At 58.9% G+C, this 15,663-nt stretch carries 14 protein-coding genes; 8 read left to right on the forward strand and 6 right to left on the reverse strand.

Features of this window, described 5'->3' with window-relative positions; translation table 11 throughout:
• Nucleotides 1-101: 101 nt before the first annotated feature.
• Nucleotides 102-779 (reverse strand): type 1 glutamine amidotransferase domain-containing protein, encoded by a 678-nt coding sequence (locus tag ACOYA6_RS02885; protein WP_422653991.1) that lies wholly within the window; start codon nucleotides 777-779, stop codon nucleotides 102-104.
• A gap of 83 nt (nucleotides 780-862) precedes the next feature.
• Nucleotides 863-3,292 carry a membrane-bound PQQ-dependent dehydrogenase, glucose/quinate/shikimate family gene (locus ACOYA6_RS02890; protein WP_422653992.1) on the reverse strand — a complete coding sequence of 810 codons (2,430 nt, stop codon included), beginning with the start codon at nucleotides 3,290-3,292 and terminating at the stop codon, nucleotides 863-865.
• Nucleotides 3,293-3,471: 179 nt separating this feature from the next.
• Here ACOYA6_RS02890 and ACOYA6_RS02895 point away from each other — a divergent pair, with 179 nt between their 5' ends.
• Nucleotides 3,472-3,909: a GNAT family N-acetyltransferase gene (locus tag ACOYA6_RS02895; RefSeq protein ID WP_422653993.1), complete on the forward strand. Its 438-nt coding sequence runs from the start codon at nucleotides 3,472-3,474 to the stop codon at nucleotides 3,907-3,909.
• Between the two features lie 415 nt (nucleotides 3,910-4,324).
• Here ACOYA6_RS02895 and ACOYA6_RS02900 read toward each other — a convergent pair whose 3' ends face one another.
• Both ACOYA6_RS02900 and ACOYA6_RS02905 read right to left on the reverse strand, forming a co-directional pair.
• On the reverse strand, nucleotides 4,325-5,254 hold the full coding sequence (locus tag ACOYA6_RS02900) for an NAD(P)-dependent oxidoreductase (protein WP_422653994.1): 930 nt from the start codon (nucleotides 5,252-5,254) through the stop codon (nucleotides 4,325-4,327).
• Nucleotides 5,254-5,946, reverse strand: coding sequence for an RraA family protein (locus ACOYA6_RS02905; protein ID WP_422653995.1), 693 nt, complete (start codon nucleotides 5,944-5,946; stop codon nucleotides 5,254-5,256). The genes ACOYA6_RS02900 and ACOYA6_RS02905 overlap by 1 nt, the downstream gene beginning before the upstream one ends.
• A 169-nt stretch (nucleotides 5,947-6,115) precedes the next feature.
• Here ACOYA6_RS02905 and ACOYA6_RS02910 point away from each other — a divergent pair, with 169 nt between their 5' ends.
• Nucleotides 6,116-6,844 (forward strand): IclR family transcriptional regulator, encoded by a 729-nt coding sequence (locus tag ACOYA6_RS02910; RefSeq protein ID WP_139565462.1) that lies wholly within the window; start codon nucleotides 6,116-6,118, stop codon nucleotides 6,842-6,844.
• A 36-nt stretch (nucleotides 6,845-6,880) separates the two neighbouring features.
• On the opposite strand, the gene ACOYA6_RS02915 is transcribed toward ACOYA6_RS02910, so the two are convergent.
• Together ACOYA6_RS02915 and ACOYA6_RS02920 are read right to left on the reverse strand one after the other, a co-directional pair.
• Entirely contained in the window at nucleotides 6,881-8,215 is a 1,335-nt protein-coding gene (locus tag ACOYA6_RS02915) for an MFS transporter (RefSeq protein ID WP_039029628.1), read from the reverse strand.
• Between the two features lie 343 nt (nucleotides 8,216-8,558).
• Nucleotides 8,559-8,792, reverse strand: coding sequence for a hypothetical protein (locus ACOYA6_RS02920; protein WP_422653996.1), 234 nt, complete (start codon nucleotides 8,790-8,792; stop codon nucleotides 8,559-8,561).
• Between the two features lie 389 nt (nucleotides 8,793-9,181).
• On the opposite strand from ACOYA6_RS02920, the gene ACOYA6_RS02925 reads away from it, so the two are divergent.
• From ACOYA6_RS02925 to ACOYA6_RS02950, 6 genes are all read left to right on the forward strand, one after another.
• The gene (locus ACOYA6_RS02925) at nucleotides 9,182-11,944 is read left to right on the forward strand and encodes a sigma-54-dependent transcriptional regulator (protein ID WP_422653997.1); all 2,763 of its coding nucleotides are present in this window, start codon (nucleotides 9,182-9,184) and stop codon (nucleotides 11,942-11,944) included.
• A 107-nt stretch (nucleotides 11,945-12,051) separates the two neighbouring features.
• Nucleotides 12,052-12,474 carry a PTS sugar transporter subunit IIA gene (locus ACOYA6_RS02930; protein WP_422653998.1) on the forward strand — a complete coding sequence of 141 codons (423 nt, stop codon included), beginning with the start codon at nucleotides 12,052-12,054 and terminating at the stop codon, nucleotides 12,472-12,474.
• Nucleotides 12,475-12,489: 15 nt separating this feature from the next.
• Nucleotides 12,490-12,960 carry a PTS sugar transporter subunit IIB gene (locus ACOYA6_RS02935; RefSeq protein ID WP_422653999.1) on the forward strand — a complete coding sequence of 157 codons (471 nt, stop codon included), beginning with the start codon at nucleotides 12,490-12,492 and terminating at the stop codon, nucleotides 12,958-12,960.
• A gap of 16 nt (nucleotides 12,961-12,976) precedes the next feature.
• The gene (locus ACOYA6_RS02940; RefSeq protein WP_422654000.1) at nucleotides 12,977-13,753 is read left to right on the forward strand and encodes a PTS mannose/fructose/sorbose/N-acetylgalactosamine transporter subunit IIC; all 777 of its coding nucleotides are present in this window, start codon (nucleotides 12,977-12,979) and stop codon (nucleotides 13,751-13,753) included.
• Nucleotides 13,734-14,579, forward strand: a complete 846-nt coding sequence (locus ACOYA6_RS02945; RefSeq protein WP_422654001.1) for a PTS system mannose/fructose/sorbose family transporter subunit IID — start codon at nucleotides 13,734-13,736, stop codon at nucleotides 14,577-14,579. Before ACOYA6_RS02940 ends, ACOYA6_RS02945 begins: the two co-directional genes overlap by 20 nt.
• Before the next feature lie 12 nt (nucleotides 14,580-14,591).
• Nucleotides 14,592-15,653 carry an SIS domain-containing protein gene (locus ACOYA6_RS02950; protein ID WP_422654002.1) on the forward strand — a complete coding sequence of 354 codons (1,062 nt, stop codon included), beginning with the start codon at nucleotides 14,592-14,594 and terminating at the stop codon, nucleotides 15,651-15,653.
• Nucleotides 15,654-15,663 lie beyond the last annotated feature (10 nt).

Raw genomic sequence — 15,663 nt, forward strand, 5'->3', positions numbered from 1 at the left:
TGCATTTTGCCGGGTGGCGCTGCGCTTACCCGGCCTACAAAACCTGCAAAAACCTGCGAGCCCGTAGGCCCGTGCAAGCGCAGCGCCGCCGGGTGGAGGGATTAACCCAGGGCAGCGAGCAGCGCTTTTGCCGCGGCTTCGGAGCTGACCGGGTTCTGTCCGGTGATCAGCTTGCCGTCCTCGACAACAAATGAACCCCAGTTCGGGCCTTTCTCGTAGCGCGCACCCAGGGCGCTCAACTCATCTTCTACCAGGAACGGAACCACGTCGGTCAGTTCGACGTCGGCCTCTTCACCGTTGGTAAAGCCCGTCACCTTGCGGCCCTTGACCAGCGGCTCGCCGGATTCACTTTTAACATGGCGCAGCACGCCCGGCGCGTGACAGACGAAGCCGGTGGGTTTGCCCGCGCGGGTGAAGGCTTCAATCAGGGCGATGGAGGTCTGTGACTCCGCCAGATCCCACAGCGGGCCGTGGCCACCGGGATAGAAGACGGTGTCAAAATCGTCCTGACGCACGCTGTCGAGCTTGAGGGTGTTGGCGAGCGCCTGCTGTGCCGCCGGATCGGCTTTGAAGCGATCGGTCATTTCGGTCTGGAAGTCGGGGAGATCGCTTTTCGGATCGAGCGGTGGCTGACCGCCTGCCGGGGAGGCCAGCACCACGTCGGCACCTGCATCCTTGAAGACGTAGTACGGGGCGGCAAACTCCTCCAGCCAGAAGCCGGTTTTCTTGCCGGTATTGCCCAGTTCACTGTGAGAGGTGAGAACCATTAATACTTTCATTGCTATCTCCGGTGATGTGGATAGCTATAAAGGTAGCCTGGTTCAGCGAAGCCATCCCCGGAGGGATGGCTGTTTCGGAATGATTACGGCAGCTTATACGCAATCACGTAGTCGCCGCGATCCGGCGAGTTCCGCGCGCCCCCGGCGGTGATCAGCAGATACTGCTTCCCGTCCACCGGCGATTTGTAGCTGATTGGCGTGCTCTGGCTGCCCACCGGCAGGCGGGCTTTCCACACCTCTTTACCGGTCGAGGTATCGAAGGCGCGCAGGTAGTAATCCTGGGTAGAAGCGATAAACACCAGCCCGCCCTGGGTCGCCATGGTACCGCCGATGGTCGGCATCCCGATCGGGATTGGCAGCCCCATCTTCACGCCAAACGGACCGGTATCCTTCACCGTCCCTACCGGCACCTGCCAGGCAATCTTCTGGGTTTTCAGATCCACCGCAGTCAGCGTGCCAAACGGCGGCTTCTGGCAGGGGATCTCAACCGGCGACATAAAGCGCACTTTGGCGTTGATGGCGTACGGCGTACCGGCCAGCGGCACCGGGCGGCTGATGGCGGCGGCTTCGTTGCCGTCGTTTTTCGCGCCCTGAATGTCCGGGGAGGCCGGGATCAGCTGCACTTCCAGACCCACGCGCATATCGTTGATAAACAGGTACTGATTCACCGGGTCAATCGACAGACCGCCCCAGTTCATGCCGCCTAACGAGCCCGGCAGGTTCAGCGACGGGTCATCACCCGGCGGGGTAAACAGGCCGTTGTAGCGCTTCGATTTAAACTCGATACGGCAGATCAGCTGGTCGAACGGCGTCGCGCCCCACATGTCGGATTCTTTCAGCACGTCCGCGCCAATGGTCGGCATGCCCACCGAGAACGGCTGGGTCGGGGAGTAGATCTCATTCGGGATCTGGCCCTGAGTCACCTTGCGCTCTTCCACTTTGGTCAGCGGCTTGCCGGTGGCGCGATCCAGCACAAACAGCTGGCCGGATTTAGTGCCGAAGATCAGCGCCGGGGTGGTTTTGCCATTGCCGGTCGGGAAATCAGTGAAGGTCGGTTGCATCGGGACGTCAAAGTCCCACAGATCGTTATGAACAGTCTGGTAAACCCATTTCACCTTACCGGTGCTGGCGTCCACGGCCACCATCGAGGCACCAAACTTACGATCGAGATCGTTGTGCTTCACGCCCCACAGGTCCACCGCCGCGCTGCCGGTTGGCATAAACACGGTGTTGGACTGCGGATCGTAAGACATAGGGGCCCACACGTTCGGGGTGGAGCGGGTGAAGTTTTCATTGGCCGGAGGTGCCTGCTGCTCGTCCGGTTTGCCCGGATCGAACGCCCAGCGCAGCTGGCCGGTGATGACGTCGAAGCCACGCACCACGCCGCCGGGCATATCCGTCGCCACGTTATCCGCGACGCGACCGCCGACAACAATGGTCGTACCGGCGAGCGTCGGGGCAGAGGTCGGGTAGTAGAGGCCGGTATCCGCCCCTTTACCCATCTGCGCGCTCAGGCTGACGCGGCCGTGGTTGCCGAAGTCTTCGCAGAACTTACCGGTATCGGCATCCAGGGCCACCAGTTCCGGCGTGACGCTGTTCATGATGATACGGCGTTTGCACTGGGCATCTGCGGGTAGTGAAACGGCTGCCACCGGCGAGGAGCCCGGCAGGTTGGGCTGCTGCAATGGGGCGCTGGCATCAAAGTAAGCCAGGCCGCGACAGCGCATCCACTTTTTCTGCTTCGCGTTGATCTCGGTTTTCCACAGCTCTTTGCCGGTGGTGGCATCGACCGCAATCACATTGTTATGCGGGGTGCAGAGGAAGAGCATATTGCCGATCTGCAGCGGGGTCTGCTGATCTTCCGCGCCGCCGCCGTTCGGGCTGACGGGGATATCGCCGGTGCGATAGGTCCAGGCCACCTGCAGGTCTTTGACGTTATCGCGGGTGATCTGGTCCAGAGCCACAAAGCGCGATGCGCCCGGCGTGTTGCCGTAGTTCGCCCAGTTCTTCTGTTCTTCGCCAGGTTTCACCGGGGTGAGGGGAAGCTGTTCGCCCGACGCCGTCACCGGATCGTGCGGGACAAACATGCCGCCGACGGTAGCGGCAAAGGCCACTGCCAGCACCGCCGCAAGCGCGCCTGCGCCTTTCCAGCACGGGAATTTACCGGCACGACGGAGCAGCGCTGGCAGGGAGAGCGCCACCAGGATCCCGATGCCCGCGAGGGTCAACAGACGCGAGACCAGAGGCCAGAAATCGAAGCCGACATCCCACAGGGCCCACAGCGCAGTGCCCGCCAGAACCACAAAATAGAGGGCCGCGCCACTCAGGCGCTGGCGCAGGATCTGCACGCCCGAGATGATGAGCAGACAGCCGCTGATCAGAAAGTAGGGGCTGCCCTTAACGCTGACCAGCTTTCCACCGTACCAGGCGAAGAATATCCCCATCGCCAGAATTAAGACGCCCAGAATCCCCAGCAGCACTGCTGCGGTTCTGGACAATTTTTGAACGGACATAAATGTTCCCTGATGTTGACTAAAAATGAGTGATATCACTCAAAAGTGACGATTTATAATCTAAGGCGCGCGAGTGTACAACATCCAGGTAACAATATATTTACCAGAAATAGCTTTATTCTCCTGTCCGGGAAGGAGGACAATCCTGGTAAATCTCAGACACATCAAGGAACAGAGCGATGGTTAAGGTACGCGAAGCGCAGGCGGAAGATTTCGAGGCATGGTTACGGCTGTGGAACGGCTATCTCGATTTTTACGGCACCAGGCTGGATGAGGCGGTGACGCTGGCGACCTGGCGTCGGGTGCTCGCGGCGGATTCGGGGCTGTTTTGCCGTCTGGCAGAAACCGAACAGGGCGTGGTGGGATTCGCGATTTGCGTGCTGCATGAAGGGACCTGGGTGACGCAGCCCCTGTGCTATCTGGAAGATCTGTTTGTGGATGACGCGGCGCGCGGCAAGGGCGCGGGCAGGGCGCTGATTGAAGCCGTGATTAGTGAGGCCCGGGAGAAAGGGTGGTCGAAGGTTTACTGGGTCACCCGGGAGGGCAATCCGGCCCGGGCGTTGTATGACAAGCTGGCAACGGTGGATGATTACGTTCGGTACAGGATTACGGTTTAGGTGTTTGCTCCCTCTCCTCTTTGTGGAGAGTTTCGTAGGCCGGGTAAGGCGGAGCCGCCACCCGGCATTGCTGCGCCGGGCGGCACTGCGTTTGCCCGGCCTACGTTCTGAGTCCCTCAGCGCATCAATTGCCATGTGCAGCCAGCGCGGCGCGGTTGTTTCGTAGGCCGGGTAAGGCGAAGCCGCCACCCGGCATTGCTGCGCCGGGCGGCACTGCGTTTGCCCGGCCTACGTTCTGAGTCCCTCAACGCATCAATTGCCATGTGCAGCCTGCGTGGCGCGGTTGTTTCGTAGGCCGGGTAAGGCGGAGCCGCCACCCGGCATTGTTGCGCCGGGAGGGCGCTTTAAGACAAGCTCGCAACGGTGGATGATTACGGTTTAATAATCATCCAGGTTTAAGCTCGATAGCGGAACCTTAGCGGCTTGTGTTTAAAACCTGCAAAATATTCCCGGCCGCGACGGTGCCCATTTTGATATACGAGGCTTCACTCACGCCGCCAATATGAGGGGAAATAATCACATCTTCTCTCCCTTGCCAGATATGGGGGGCCGCCAGCGGCTCGACCGTAAAGCTGTCCAGCGCAGCGCTTCGCAGGATCCCCTCGTCCAGGGCGTGAATCAGGGCGTTATCATCAATCAACCCGCCGCGTGCGGTATTAACCATAATCGCGCCTCGCTTACAGCGGGCGAGCGTTTCAGCGTTAATCATACCGCGATTGTCCGCGGTTAAAGGGCAGTGCAGGGAGATCACGTCCGCGCTGGACATCAGGTCATTTAGCGTCTCTGCACGCTCGCAGGAGGACGGCAGGGTTTTCGCAAAGGGATCGTAGGCCAGCACGCGCATGCCGAACGCGTTGCCCACCGTGGCAACCCGGGAGCCAATCGCCCCCAGACCGATCAGGCCCAGGGTAAGGCCTTCCAGCTCCAGAGATTTATGCGTGGATTTATCCCAGTGGCCGTCGCGCAGACGTTTATCGAGGGAGACAACGGACTTGGCGCAGGCGAGGATCATGGCCCATGTGTGTTCCGCCACGGCGGCGGCGTTGGCACCGGGCGCAGAACAGACGGCAATATTCCGTTCAGCCGCTGCCGCCTGATCGATGACGTCAATGCCGCTGCCATGCTTGGAAATAACCTTCAGCCCCGGGGCTGCATCCATAATACGGGCCGTGATCTTGCCGTAACGCACCAGGATCGCCACAGGATTATACTGCTCGCAGAGCGCGATCAGCTGCGCTTCCGTGGGCTGGCGACCGGCATACACCATCTCATAGTCACCCAGCATCGCGACGGCCTGCTCAGCCAGATCGCTTCCGGTAACCAGAATGACCTTTTTATTGCCCATTACAGCGTCTCCCCGTCGGTTAACATTCCTGCTTTGCGCAACGCGTCATTCAGCCAGTGCGGGCGCAGATCGCCTTTGCGGATGGCCTCAAGGCGGCGGGTTTCGGTCTCCAGCTTCTCTTTGGCCAGAGTGATAACCTGCTGAACTTCATCGAGTGGAATGACCACCACCCCGTCAATATCCGCCACCACCAGGTCCCCGGGACGCACGGTCGCACCGGCAACGGAGATGGCATGGTTCACCCGGCCCGGGATTGATTTGGTGGGGCCACACGGGTTAAGGCCTGCGGAGAACACGGGGTAATTCCCTTTACTCAGGGTGTCGGCATCACGTACGGCACCGTCAATGATGATTCCGGCAATGCCGCTGGCCTCGGCCTGGGTCGCCATGATTTCACCCAACAGGGCGCAGCTGATATCGCCCTTGCCATCCACCACCAGCACATCGCCGGGCTGGGCAACCGCCATTGCGGCATGAATCGCCAGATTGTCACCCGGGCGTACTTCAACAGTAATGGCCGGGCCGGCAACGGCCATATGCGGAGCCAGGGGTTTGATACGTCCGTGCAGCGTCCCGCGGCGCCCGGCAACGTCTGCAAGGATGGCGGCCTGATACTCTGCGGCCTGGCGGACCTCTTCTTCTGACACACGACTGAACTCGCGATTGATCATTGGTTTCTCTGTAGCGGACATGAATGTCTCCATATTGTTTTACTGTGTACAATGCAGGTGTACAATACAAAACAACTATAGCGGTGTTGATTTGCTTTTAGCCAGAGCTACATTGGCGTTTGTGATGTAAACACGAAGTGACTCACAAAATTTGCGGTACACTCTTTGCCGACCAGAACAGGAGAAAATGATGGGTAATGAAGGCGTTGTGGCGGTTGAAAAGGCACTGGCTTTACTGGATTGTTTTCGTCCCGGAGACGAGAGCCTGACGTTGACCGCGCTGGCACAGTTGTCGGGATATCATAAAACCACCGTGTACCGGTTGATGAATTCTCTGGAACGCATGAATTACGTCGTCAGACATGATGATGGGAACTATGCCCTGGGCCCGCGTCTGCTTTATCTGGGTAAGCTCTACGAGCAGTCGTTCCACCTCTCACGCGTGGTGCAGCCGGAGTTACAGGCCTTGTCCATGGCATCACAGGAGAGCGCAAGCTGGTACGTGCTGGAGGGCGGGCAGCGTCTTTGTCTGTTTCGTGCAGAAGCCTCTCACGGGCTGCGCCACAGCAATCTGCCGGGCAGCCAGTTCCCGCTGGATAACTCCGCCATCAGCAAGGTGCTCCGCCACTGGGGGTTGAATGAAGCCTTGCCGGAAGGTGAGCCGTCGGTGCCGCTCTACACCTCAGGGGCGCGCGATCCCCACACCGCCGCCTTTGCAATGCCGGTGTTTGGCGTGCATGACAAACTTATTGCTGCCCTGGCGCTGACCGGGCCGTCGTCAAGGCTGACCGAAGATCGCCGGGATCGGGAAGTAAGCCAGCTGATGAAGGCCACCGCCAGCCGCCTTTCGTTGAAGATGGGAGCCAGCAAGCCATTTTGCATTGCGTTCTACGGCGAAACAGAAGAGCCGGAGAGCTGATGCCTGCACGCGGGACCGGAGTCCCGCGTGGTCATCTTAATGGGTCAGCTGGTTTTCCTGGCTCACGTGACGGCGAGCCTGACGTCCCATCACCAGCACCGCAATGCCCCCGGCAATACACAGACCAGCCAGTGGAAGCATCGCCAGCGTATGGCTGCCGGTGCGTTCATTGATGATGCCGTAAGCGTTCACCATCACCACACCGCCAATCAGGTTAGCAATGGCCCCGATGGCGGCCAGCCCCGCAGCTGCCGACGTGCTGTTCATCCAGCCCGACGCCAGCGCCCAGAATGGACCTTTCATCGAGTACGCCCCAATCAGCATCACGCTGAGGATCGCAATCGTTACCGGCAGAGAGATGCTGACAAACGCCGCGAACACGCCTGCTGCAATTAAGAACAGGGTCAGCGCGGTATGCCAGCGACGCTCGTTGCTGCGGTCTGAGCTGCGTCCCCATACGATCATCAGCACCGATGCCAGACCGTAAGGGATGGCGTTGAGCAGACCGGTGGTCAAGTTATCGAGGTGGAACGATTTCAGAAGCTGCGGTGACCAGACGCTGATGGTGGTACCAGCCGAGGACGCGCCGGTGTAGATCAGCGCCATCAGCCAGATGTGACGGTGTTTCAGCAATTGCCAGGTCGTCTGGTGGCCGATATTTTTTGACTGCTGACGTTCACTTTCTAGGGTGGACTCCAGCCACTCTTTTTGTTCAGTGCTCAGCCAGCTGGCCTGATGCGGGCGGTCGCGGAGAATAAACCAGGCCACAATCCCCAACAGCACGGCCGGTAAGCCTTCAATGATGAACAGCAGATGCCAGCCGCGCAGACCCATCCAGCCATCCAGCGTCAGGATCAGGCCGGAGAGGGGAGAGCCGATAAAGTTGGCCAGCGGGATCGCCACCATAAACGAGGCGATGATCCGTGCCCGGTAGCGGGACGGGATCCACCAGGTGAGATACAGCACCACGCCCGGGAAAAAGCCTGCCTCTGCCGCGCCGAGCAGAAAACGCACGATATAGAGCGATGTTGTACTCTCAACCAGCGACATGCACATTGATACCACGCCCCAGCTAATCATAATGCGCGGGATCCACAGTCGCGCGCCGACCTTCTGCATTGCCAGGTTGCTTGGCACTTCAAACAGGAAATAAGCAACAAAGTAGAGACTGCTGGCGAAGCCAAACGCGGCTTTGCTGAGGCCGAGATCTTCGTTCATCTGCAGCGACGCCATGCCAATGTTTCCGCGATCGATAATCGAGACCAGGTAGCTGACGATCAGAAACGGGAGGATGCGCCAGATAACCTTGCGCATGGTCTCTCTTTCTATGGCTTCAGTGGCCGTAACGGGGTTACGAGTGTGCTCTGTCATTATTTCCTCGCAGGGTTTCATTATGTTTATCAGGAAATTCTCAGCAAAGTAAGCAGCCCTTCTTGTTGTTAACCGGCTTGCTGCTTTTTGTTTGTTGTACTCTGTACAACATGGTTTTATCAAACAAAACCACTATAGCGGTGACGCGTTCTTTTTATCCAGTTAATGGAAGGTTTAAATGATGTAAATAAGAGGTGACTCACAGATGAGAGGGTGTGGGTATACAGAGAGGGGAGGGGCGAAATAATGAAGTTTTGTAGGCCGGGTAAGGCGCAGCCGCCACCCGGCAGTGCATTGTTGCGCCGGGCGGCACTGCGTTTGCCCGGCCTGGGGATTCAGTCCATCAGCGCATCAATTGCCATGTGCAGCCAGCGCGGCGTGGTTGTTTCGTAGGCCGGGTAAGGCGGAGCCGCCACCCGGCAGTGTTGCGTCGGGCGCACAGCGCCAGCTTCTCGGCAGGTTCGTCGGTTTCCAGCAGGGTTTGAGCAAAACGCTCGCAGTGATTCGCCAGCACGGTGAAGTCAGTGTTGTGGGAGAAGGGGACGGTGAAAATTGGGTGAGCATGGTTTGTAGACATAGGGAATCTCCTCAAAATTAAGAAACCCTGTAAATTTCGCGAGAGGCCAATCCCGACGTCTGATTTTGCAGGCGCAGCAGGAAGATACTGCGAAGAGATCGAGGCGACAACCTGGAAAAACCATTCCCGGAATCCGCCTCGCAAAGTTTTAAAGCAACGGAAAATATTACATGGAAACAGCCAGGAACCGCCCGGCGGCGCTACGCTTGCACGGGCCTACAAAACCGGAACGAGCACCAGAACCAGCAAAATCGAATCACCGCCGCATGTACCCCGCAGACATTCTGTGCGCTCCCCCACAAAAGCGCATATTCCCGGCCGTAGCATCCCCTCCGCCCGCGCGTTTGCGGGCATCATACCCCCACGACACACCAGACGTGGGATCCACCATGCGCAACGAAATCCTGAGCTTCCTTGCCAACCAGACCGATTTTTTCGACCCGGAAAACCTGAGCGAGGTCTTTACCGCCAGCTACCTGGCAGAGCGGTTCGACCTCAAGCGCAACACCGCCAGCCACTATCTGAACCAGCTGGTGGCCCAGGGGGAGCTGGTTAAAATCAACACCCGGCCGGTCTACTTCCTGCATAAGAAGGCCTTCAGCCAGCAGTTCTCTCCGTTGTCAGGCAACGAATACGACAGCATTGCCCAGCTGCTGAACGACGGCGACAGCGGGCAGGAAGCGCCGGATCACTTTTCCCTGCTGATCGGCCATGACGGCAGCCTGAAAAAGGCCATTGCCCAGCTGAAAACGGCGCTCTTCTATCCCGATGGCGGTCTGCCGCTGCTGATCACCGGGGACAGCGGCACCGGTAAAAGCTACATGGCGAACCTGATGCACGCTTACGCCATCTCCCAGGGGCTGATGTCGGACGATGCTCCCTTTGTCAGCTTCAACTGTGCCCAGTACGCCAGCAATCCGGAGCTGCTGGCGGCGAACCTGTTTGGCTATGTGAAAGGAGCGTTTACCGGGGCACAGACCGATAAACAGGGGGCATTCGAAGCCGCCGACGGCGGGATGCTGTTTCTCGACGAAGTGCATCGCCTGAACGCCGAGGGCCAGGAAAAACTCTTTACCTGGCTCGATCGCAAGGAGATCTACCGGGTAGGGGAAACCGCACAGGGCAGGGCGATCTCCACCCGGCTGGTCTTTGCCACCACCGAGGATCTGCACAGCACCTTTTTAACCACCTTCCTGCGCCGTATTCCGATCCTGGTGACGCTCCCCGACCTGCAAGCGCGTTCCCGTCAGGAAAAAGAGGCGCTGATCCTGCAGTTCCTGTGGCGGGAGGCGAAGAAGCTGGATGTTCCCCTGACCGTGACACCCCGTCTGCGCCAGGTGCTTCACCACGCCCTCTATCGCGGTAACGTGGGCGAGCTGAAAAACGTCATCAGGTATGCGGTCGCTGCGGCGTGGGCCAGGCAACGGGGGCAGGAGACCATTAACGTTATCCTTCAGGATCTGCCGGAAAAAGTGCTGGCCGCCATCCCGACCCTGAACGACACCCCCGTGGTGGAAGAGCCCCTGACGATAGAGCCGCAGACCAACCTGCAGTGGCTGCTGCGCGCCCACGACCGGACCCAGGGAATGATCCATGATACCCAGTGCCAGGTGCTGGCCCTGCACGAAGAGGCGATCGCCGGTCGGTCGGGCTGGGAGGAGGTGCACCGGCGGATGGGGGAGGAGATCGAAACCCTGTTCGACAGGCTGGTGTTCCACCATCGCGATACCACCGCCTCGCCGCTCCTGCAGCTCACCACCCAGCAGGTGCGGGAGGCGTTTTACCGCCTGGAGCAGCAGTTCAACGTGCAGTTTAACGGCAACGGCATCTACGCCCTGAGCCACTATCTGGTGCATCGCGCCCACAACGGCCTGTCGGCTCTGAGCCAGGCGCGTGTCCGTCTGCTGGATGACTTTCTGGCGCAAAAGTATCCCCTGCTGTACCGCTTCTGCCAGGCGATGATCGCCGCCCTGACGCAAAAGCTCGACATCGAAGCCCAGCGCATCGACGCCGTGCTGCTGGTGCTGTGGCTGCATAAAGCGGGGGCGGTGAGCCAATCCCGGGTGACGCGGGCGGTGATCCTCGCCCACGGCTACGCCACCGCCAGCAGCATCGCCAATGTGGCAAACCGCTTACTGAAGCACACCGTTTTTGAATCCTTCGACATGCCGCTCGACGTCACGCCGGAGGCGATTGCCCAGCAGGTGATGCACTATATCGAAAGCAACGCCGTGACGTCCGGGCTGATGATCCTGGTGGATATGGGGTCGCTGAACGCCATCCACAGCCACTTCCAGCGTCGGCTGGCGACCCCGGTGGCGATTGTGAACAATGTGTCCACCAGCATGGCGCTGTATGTCGGGGAACGGATCCTGCAGGGGCACCACATCGAGGAGATCGCCAGCGAAATCGGCGCGGATTTACCGGTGGAGCACCAGCTGTTCTGGCCGCAGGCCAGTAAACCCCGGGTGATCCTCACCACCTGCATCACCGGCATCGGCGCGGCGGCCAATCTCTGTCATCTGCTGAAGGCCAGTATCCCGGAGACGCTGGGGATTGAGGTTATCGCCTGCGACTACGAGATGCTCAGCGATGCGCAGGAGCGGACGGTGGCCTTTAACCGCTACGACATACTGGCGATTGTCGGCACCTTCGATCCGCAGGTTCCCGGTGTTCCCTGGATCTCGCTGGATTCATTGATTGCCGGGGAGGGGACGCGGCCGCTGATGCGCATCTTTGGCGATATCGCCACACAGGAGCAGGTGGCCGAAATCAACAATCTGCTGCTGAAGAACTTCTCCCTGCGCCGGGTGATTGAGTCGGTGACCATTCTTGATACCACCAAGGTGATCAACCAGGTGGAGCAGTTTGTCCTTCGCTACGAGCATCTGGCCGGTTACCCGGTGGCGAACGAACGCAAGGTGGCGCTGTATGTGCACATCAGCTGTCTGATTGAGAGGCTGATCCGCAACGCGTCGCCCACAACCTATGCCGGACGACAGTGTCCTGAAAGCGAGCTGGGCCTGTTGCGCCAGGCTTTTAGTGTCATTGAGAGCAGTTATAGTGTCAAAATTCCCGTCGTCGAGCTCTGCTACATCCACAATATTCTGACCCTGGATACGGAATTTATTCAGGCAGATCAAGAGTTTTAACTTCTCCCTCTCTCCACCTCGCCCACGCGCCACTTTTTTCTGGCACGTGGGTTGCACTTCTCTGTTCAGCAAATCGCTGCACAGTGGAATGAGCTTTCGAGGACAGGATGAAACGACATTACATTTTTGCCAGTCATGGCACCTTTGCCCGCGGGTTACTCGATTCGGTTGAGCTGATCCTCGGCAAGCAGCAGGACATCCATACGCTTTGCGCCTATGTCGACGAGAACCACGATCTCACCGAGCAGGTTGAGACGTTACTTGCCAGCCTGCCGGCGCAGGATGAGGTGATTGCCATCACCGATATTTTTGCCGGAAGCGTCAACAACGAATTTATCCGCTATCTGCACCGGCCACATTTTCATTTGATCGCCGGTCTTAATCTGCCGCTGGTGATTGACCTGCTTATTTCAGCGGATGAGCAGGACAGCGAAAAATTAATTCACGAAGCGTTATCCAGTTCCAGAGAGAGTATTCAGTATTGCAACCAGTCTATTGCCAGTGCGCTACAGGCGGATAAAGACTTCTGATTAAGAGGAAGAATAATGATTACGTTATTACGCGTTGACCACCGATTATTACACGGACAGGTGGCCTTTTCCTGGACCCAGTACGTGGGGGCAGACTGTATATTAATTGCTAACGACAGCGTGCCCAATGATGAATTACGTAAAACCACCATCAAGCTGGCCAAACCGCCTGCGGTAAAGCTGGTGATTAAAAATATCAACGACTCCATTGAAGCCATTAAAAGCGGCGTCACCGATAAATATCATCTTTTTATCGTGGTGGAGTCCGTGGACGATGCCTGGCGTTTAGCCTCGGCGGTGGAGGGTATTAAAAGCATTAATCTTGGCGGCGTGAAAGCGAAAGAGGGCGCACGCAATATCTCTAAGGCGATTAATTTGCTGCCGGACGAAATCGAAAAGCTCACGCAGCTGGCTGGCAACGGCGTTGAAGTTGAAATACGCCAGGTGCCCAACGATCGCAAACAGCTATTAGCGGAATCGCTGTAATTCCGGAGGACTCACTATGACAGAGGCACTTTTACTCGGGCTGGTGGCGTTTATCGCCCAGTCGGAATATGCCCTGGGCACCTCGCTGCTCTCCCGGCCCATCGTCACCGGATTATTAACCGGGCTGGTGCTCGGCGATGTGCAGACGGGCGTGGTTATGGGCGCGACGCTGGAGCTGGCGTTTATCGGATCGTTTTCGGTGGGGGCGTCGATTCCGCCGGATGTGGTCACCGGCGGGGTACTGGGGGTGGCGTTTGCCATCACCTCCGGGGCGGGAACGGAGACGGCGCTACTGCTCGGCCTGCCGATTGCCACCCTGACGCTGGTACTGAAAAACGTCTATCTCGGCATGTTTATCCCCATGCTCAGCCAGAGGGCCGACAGCTATGCCGAACAGGCGGATACCGGCGGCATTGAGCGGATGCACCTTATCGCCGGGTTTGGTCTGTCCCTGATGCTGGCGACGGTGGTGACCGTATCCTTCCTGGTGGGCAGCAGCGCGGTGAAATCCCTGCTGGATGCCATCCCGGAATTTATTAAGCACGGGCTAAGCGTGGCGACAGGGATCATTCCGGCGCTGGGCTTTGCGATGCTCGCCCGGCTACTGATCAACAAAAAAGTGGCGCCGTTCTTCTTCCTCGGCTTTGCCCTGATGGCGTACCTGAAAATCCCCGTCACCGGTATCGCTATTCTCGGCGCCATTGTGGCGGTGGTGATGGTCAACATGACTGCGCACAACGCCCCCCGAACTACCACCGATCAAGGAGTCAGTGATGACGACGAAGATTTCTGAAGAGACCCTGCCGCAGGTGCAGGATGAGAACGCGATCAACGCACGCGATCTGCGCCGGGTGTTCTGGCGGTCGTTCCAGATGGAGTTTTCCTGGAACTATGAGCGGCAGATGAACCTCGCCTTTGTCTACGCCCTGATCCCGGTGCTGAAAAAGCTCTATCCGCAGAAGGCTGAGCTGGCCGCGGCGTTAAAACGCCACCTGGTGTTCTTCAACACCACGCCGCATATCGTCACCCTGCTGCTGGGCATTACGACGGCGATGGAGGAGAAAAACAGCCAGCAAAACGAGATGGACGGCACGGCAATTGACAACGTGAAGGCGTCTTTGATGGGCCCGCTGGCCGGGCTGGGGGACTCCTTTTTCTGGGGAACGCTGCGCCTGATCGCCACCGGCATCGGCACCAGCCTGGCGCTGCAGGGCAACATCCTGGGGCCGATCCTGTTCCTGCTGGTGTTTAACGTGCCGCACATTCTGGTGCGCTGGCTCTTTACCCGCTGGGGGTACGTGCTGGGCACCGGGGTGCTCCATCGGGTGCAGAAGAGCGGAATGATGGAGAGCCTCACCTACGGGGCGTCGATTATCGGCCTGATGGTGGTGGGGGCGATGGCCGCCTCGATGATTAACATCACTGTCCCCCTCTCCTTTGGGGCGGGGGAGGCGAAAACCGAAGTCCAGGGGATCATCGACAACATCATGCCCTGCCTGCTGCCGCTTATCAGCTTCGGGGTGGTCTACTGGCTGCTGGGGCGCAAGGTAAAACCGCTCACCATTATTGGCGGCATGGCGCTGGTGGGCATTCTGGGATCGTGGATCGGTCTGTTTTAGAGGGAGAAAACGATGCAACCAACAATGATGACCTATATCGAGGAGCAGCCTGCGGCGCTGGAGGCGATCCTCAGGGCCTGGCCGCAGCATCTGGCGTCGGTGGAAACCTTTGCCCGCCAGCACCCGGTGCGCCGCCTGTTGGTGCTGGCGACCGGTTCATCGCTGAATGCGGCGATGTGCGCACGCTACCTGTTTGAGCACCGCTTTGGCGTGCTCCTTGAGATCAAAGAGCCGTACAACTTTGTCCACTACGAGGCCATCGACCCGCATACCGACATGGTGCTGGTGGTTTCCCAGAGCGGAAAAAGCGCCTCGACGCTGGCGGCGATGGAAAAAGTGCAGGCGGCCGGGCTGCCGGTGTTTGCCCTGACCTCGGATCCGGACAGCCCGATAGGCCGCCGCTGCAATCACGTGCTGGATATCCATACCGGGATCGAGAAAGTGGGCTTTGTGACCCGCGGCTTTAGCGCCACGGTGCTCAACCTGATGCTGGTGGCGCTCACCCTTGCCCGGGCGCAACAGCAGATTGATGACAAGGGGACACTGGATTATCTCGAGGCGCTGCACCGGCTTGCGGCCGCCATCCCCGACACCATCGCCCGCACGAAGGCGTTTTTTGAGCGGCATCAGAGCACCCTGCAGGGGGCCACGCGCTTTATCGCCATCGGCGAAGGGGCCCTGACCGGGGTGGCGAAGGAGTTCGAAACCAAGTTCACCGAAACGGTGCGGGTACCGTCCGGCGGGTTTGAACTGGAGGCCTACATGCACGGTCCCTATCTGGAGGCTAACGCAGAGCACGTGATGTTCTTTATTGAGGATGCGCCAAACCCACGCCTGCGGGCGCTGCGGGACTATATGGCCCCAGCGGTGAAGCAGACGTTTCTGGTGACGCTGACGGGCGAGGCGTCGGCTAATACGCTGGCGCTGAACTGCCCCCTTGAGCATCTGCTCTCGCCGCTGCTGTTGATTATCCCCATGCAAATTCTGGCCTGGCGTACCGCCTGCGCCAAAGGCATCGACCTCTCGGTGCGTATCTTCGATGACTTCGATCGGGTTTTAAAAAGCAAAATATAGCAGGAGAATG

Origin of the sequence: Leclercia barmai (genome assembly GCF_049312895.1) — a bacterium.
Classification (GTDB): domain Bacteria; phylum Pseudomonadota; class Gammaproteobacteria; order Enterobacterales; family Enterobacteriaceae; genus Enterobacter; species Enterobacter barmai.

What these genes read in the sequence shown, in the direction of transcription:
- ACOYA6_RS02885 (WP_422653991.1), bottom strand. Translation starts at nt 779, where the DNA reads ATGAAAGTATTAATGGTTCTCACCTCTCACAGTGAACTGGGCAATACC.
- ACOYA6_RS02890 (WP_422653992.1), bottom strand. Translation starts at nt 3,292, where the DNA reads ATGTCCGTTCAAAAATTGTCCAGAACCGCAGCAGTGCTGCTGGGGATT.
- ACOYA6_RS02895 (WP_422653993.1), top strand. Translation starts at nt 3,472, where the DNA reads ATGGTTAAGGTACGCGAAGCGCAGGCGGAAGATTTCGAGGCATGGTTA.
- ACOYA6_RS02900 (WP_422653994.1), bottom strand. Translation starts at nt 5,254, where the DNA reads ATGGGCAATAAAAAGGTCATTCTGGTTACCGGAAGCGATCTGGCTGAG.
- ACOYA6_RS02905 (WP_422653995.1), bottom strand. Translation starts at nt 5,946, where the DNA reads ATGTCCGCTACAGAGAAACCAATGATCAATCGCGAGTTCAGTCGTGTG.
- ACOYA6_RS02910 (WP_139565462.1), top strand. Translation starts at nt 6,116, where the DNA reads ATGGGTAATGAAGGCGTTGTGGCGGTTGAAAAGGCACTGGCTTTACTG.
- ACOYA6_RS02915 (WP_039029628.1), bottom strand. Translation starts at nt 8,215, where the DNA reads ATGACAGAGCACACTCGTAACCCCGTTACGGCCACTGAAGCCATAGAA.
- ACOYA6_RS02920 (WP_422653996.1), bottom strand. Translation starts at nt 8,792, where the DNA reads ATGTCTACAAACCATGCTCACCCAATTTTCACCGTCCCCTTCTCCCAC.
- ACOYA6_RS02925 (WP_422653997.1), top strand. Translation starts at nt 9,182, where the DNA reads ATGCGCAACGAAATCCTGAGCTTCCTTGCCAACCAGACCGATTTTTTC.
- ACOYA6_RS02930 (WP_422653998.1), top strand. Translation starts at nt 12,052, where the DNA reads ATGAAACGACATTACATTTTTGCCAGTCATGGCACCTTTGCCCGCGGG.
- ACOYA6_RS02935 (WP_422653999.1), top strand. Translation starts at nt 12,490, where the DNA reads ATGATTACGTTATTACGCGTTGACCACCGATTATTACACGGACAGGTG.
- ACOYA6_RS02940 (WP_422654000.1), top strand. Translation starts at nt 12,977, where the DNA reads ATGACAGAGGCACTTTTACTCGGGCTGGTGGCGTTTATCGCCCAGTCG.
- ACOYA6_RS02945 (WP_422654001.1), top strand. Translation starts at nt 13,734, where the DNA reads ATGACGACGAAGATTTCTGAAGAGACCCTGCCGCAGGTGCAGGATGAG.
- ACOYA6_RS02950 (WP_422654002.1), top strand. Translation starts at nt 14,592, where the DNA reads ATGCAACCAACAATGATGACCTATATCGAGGAGCAGCCTGCGGCGCTG.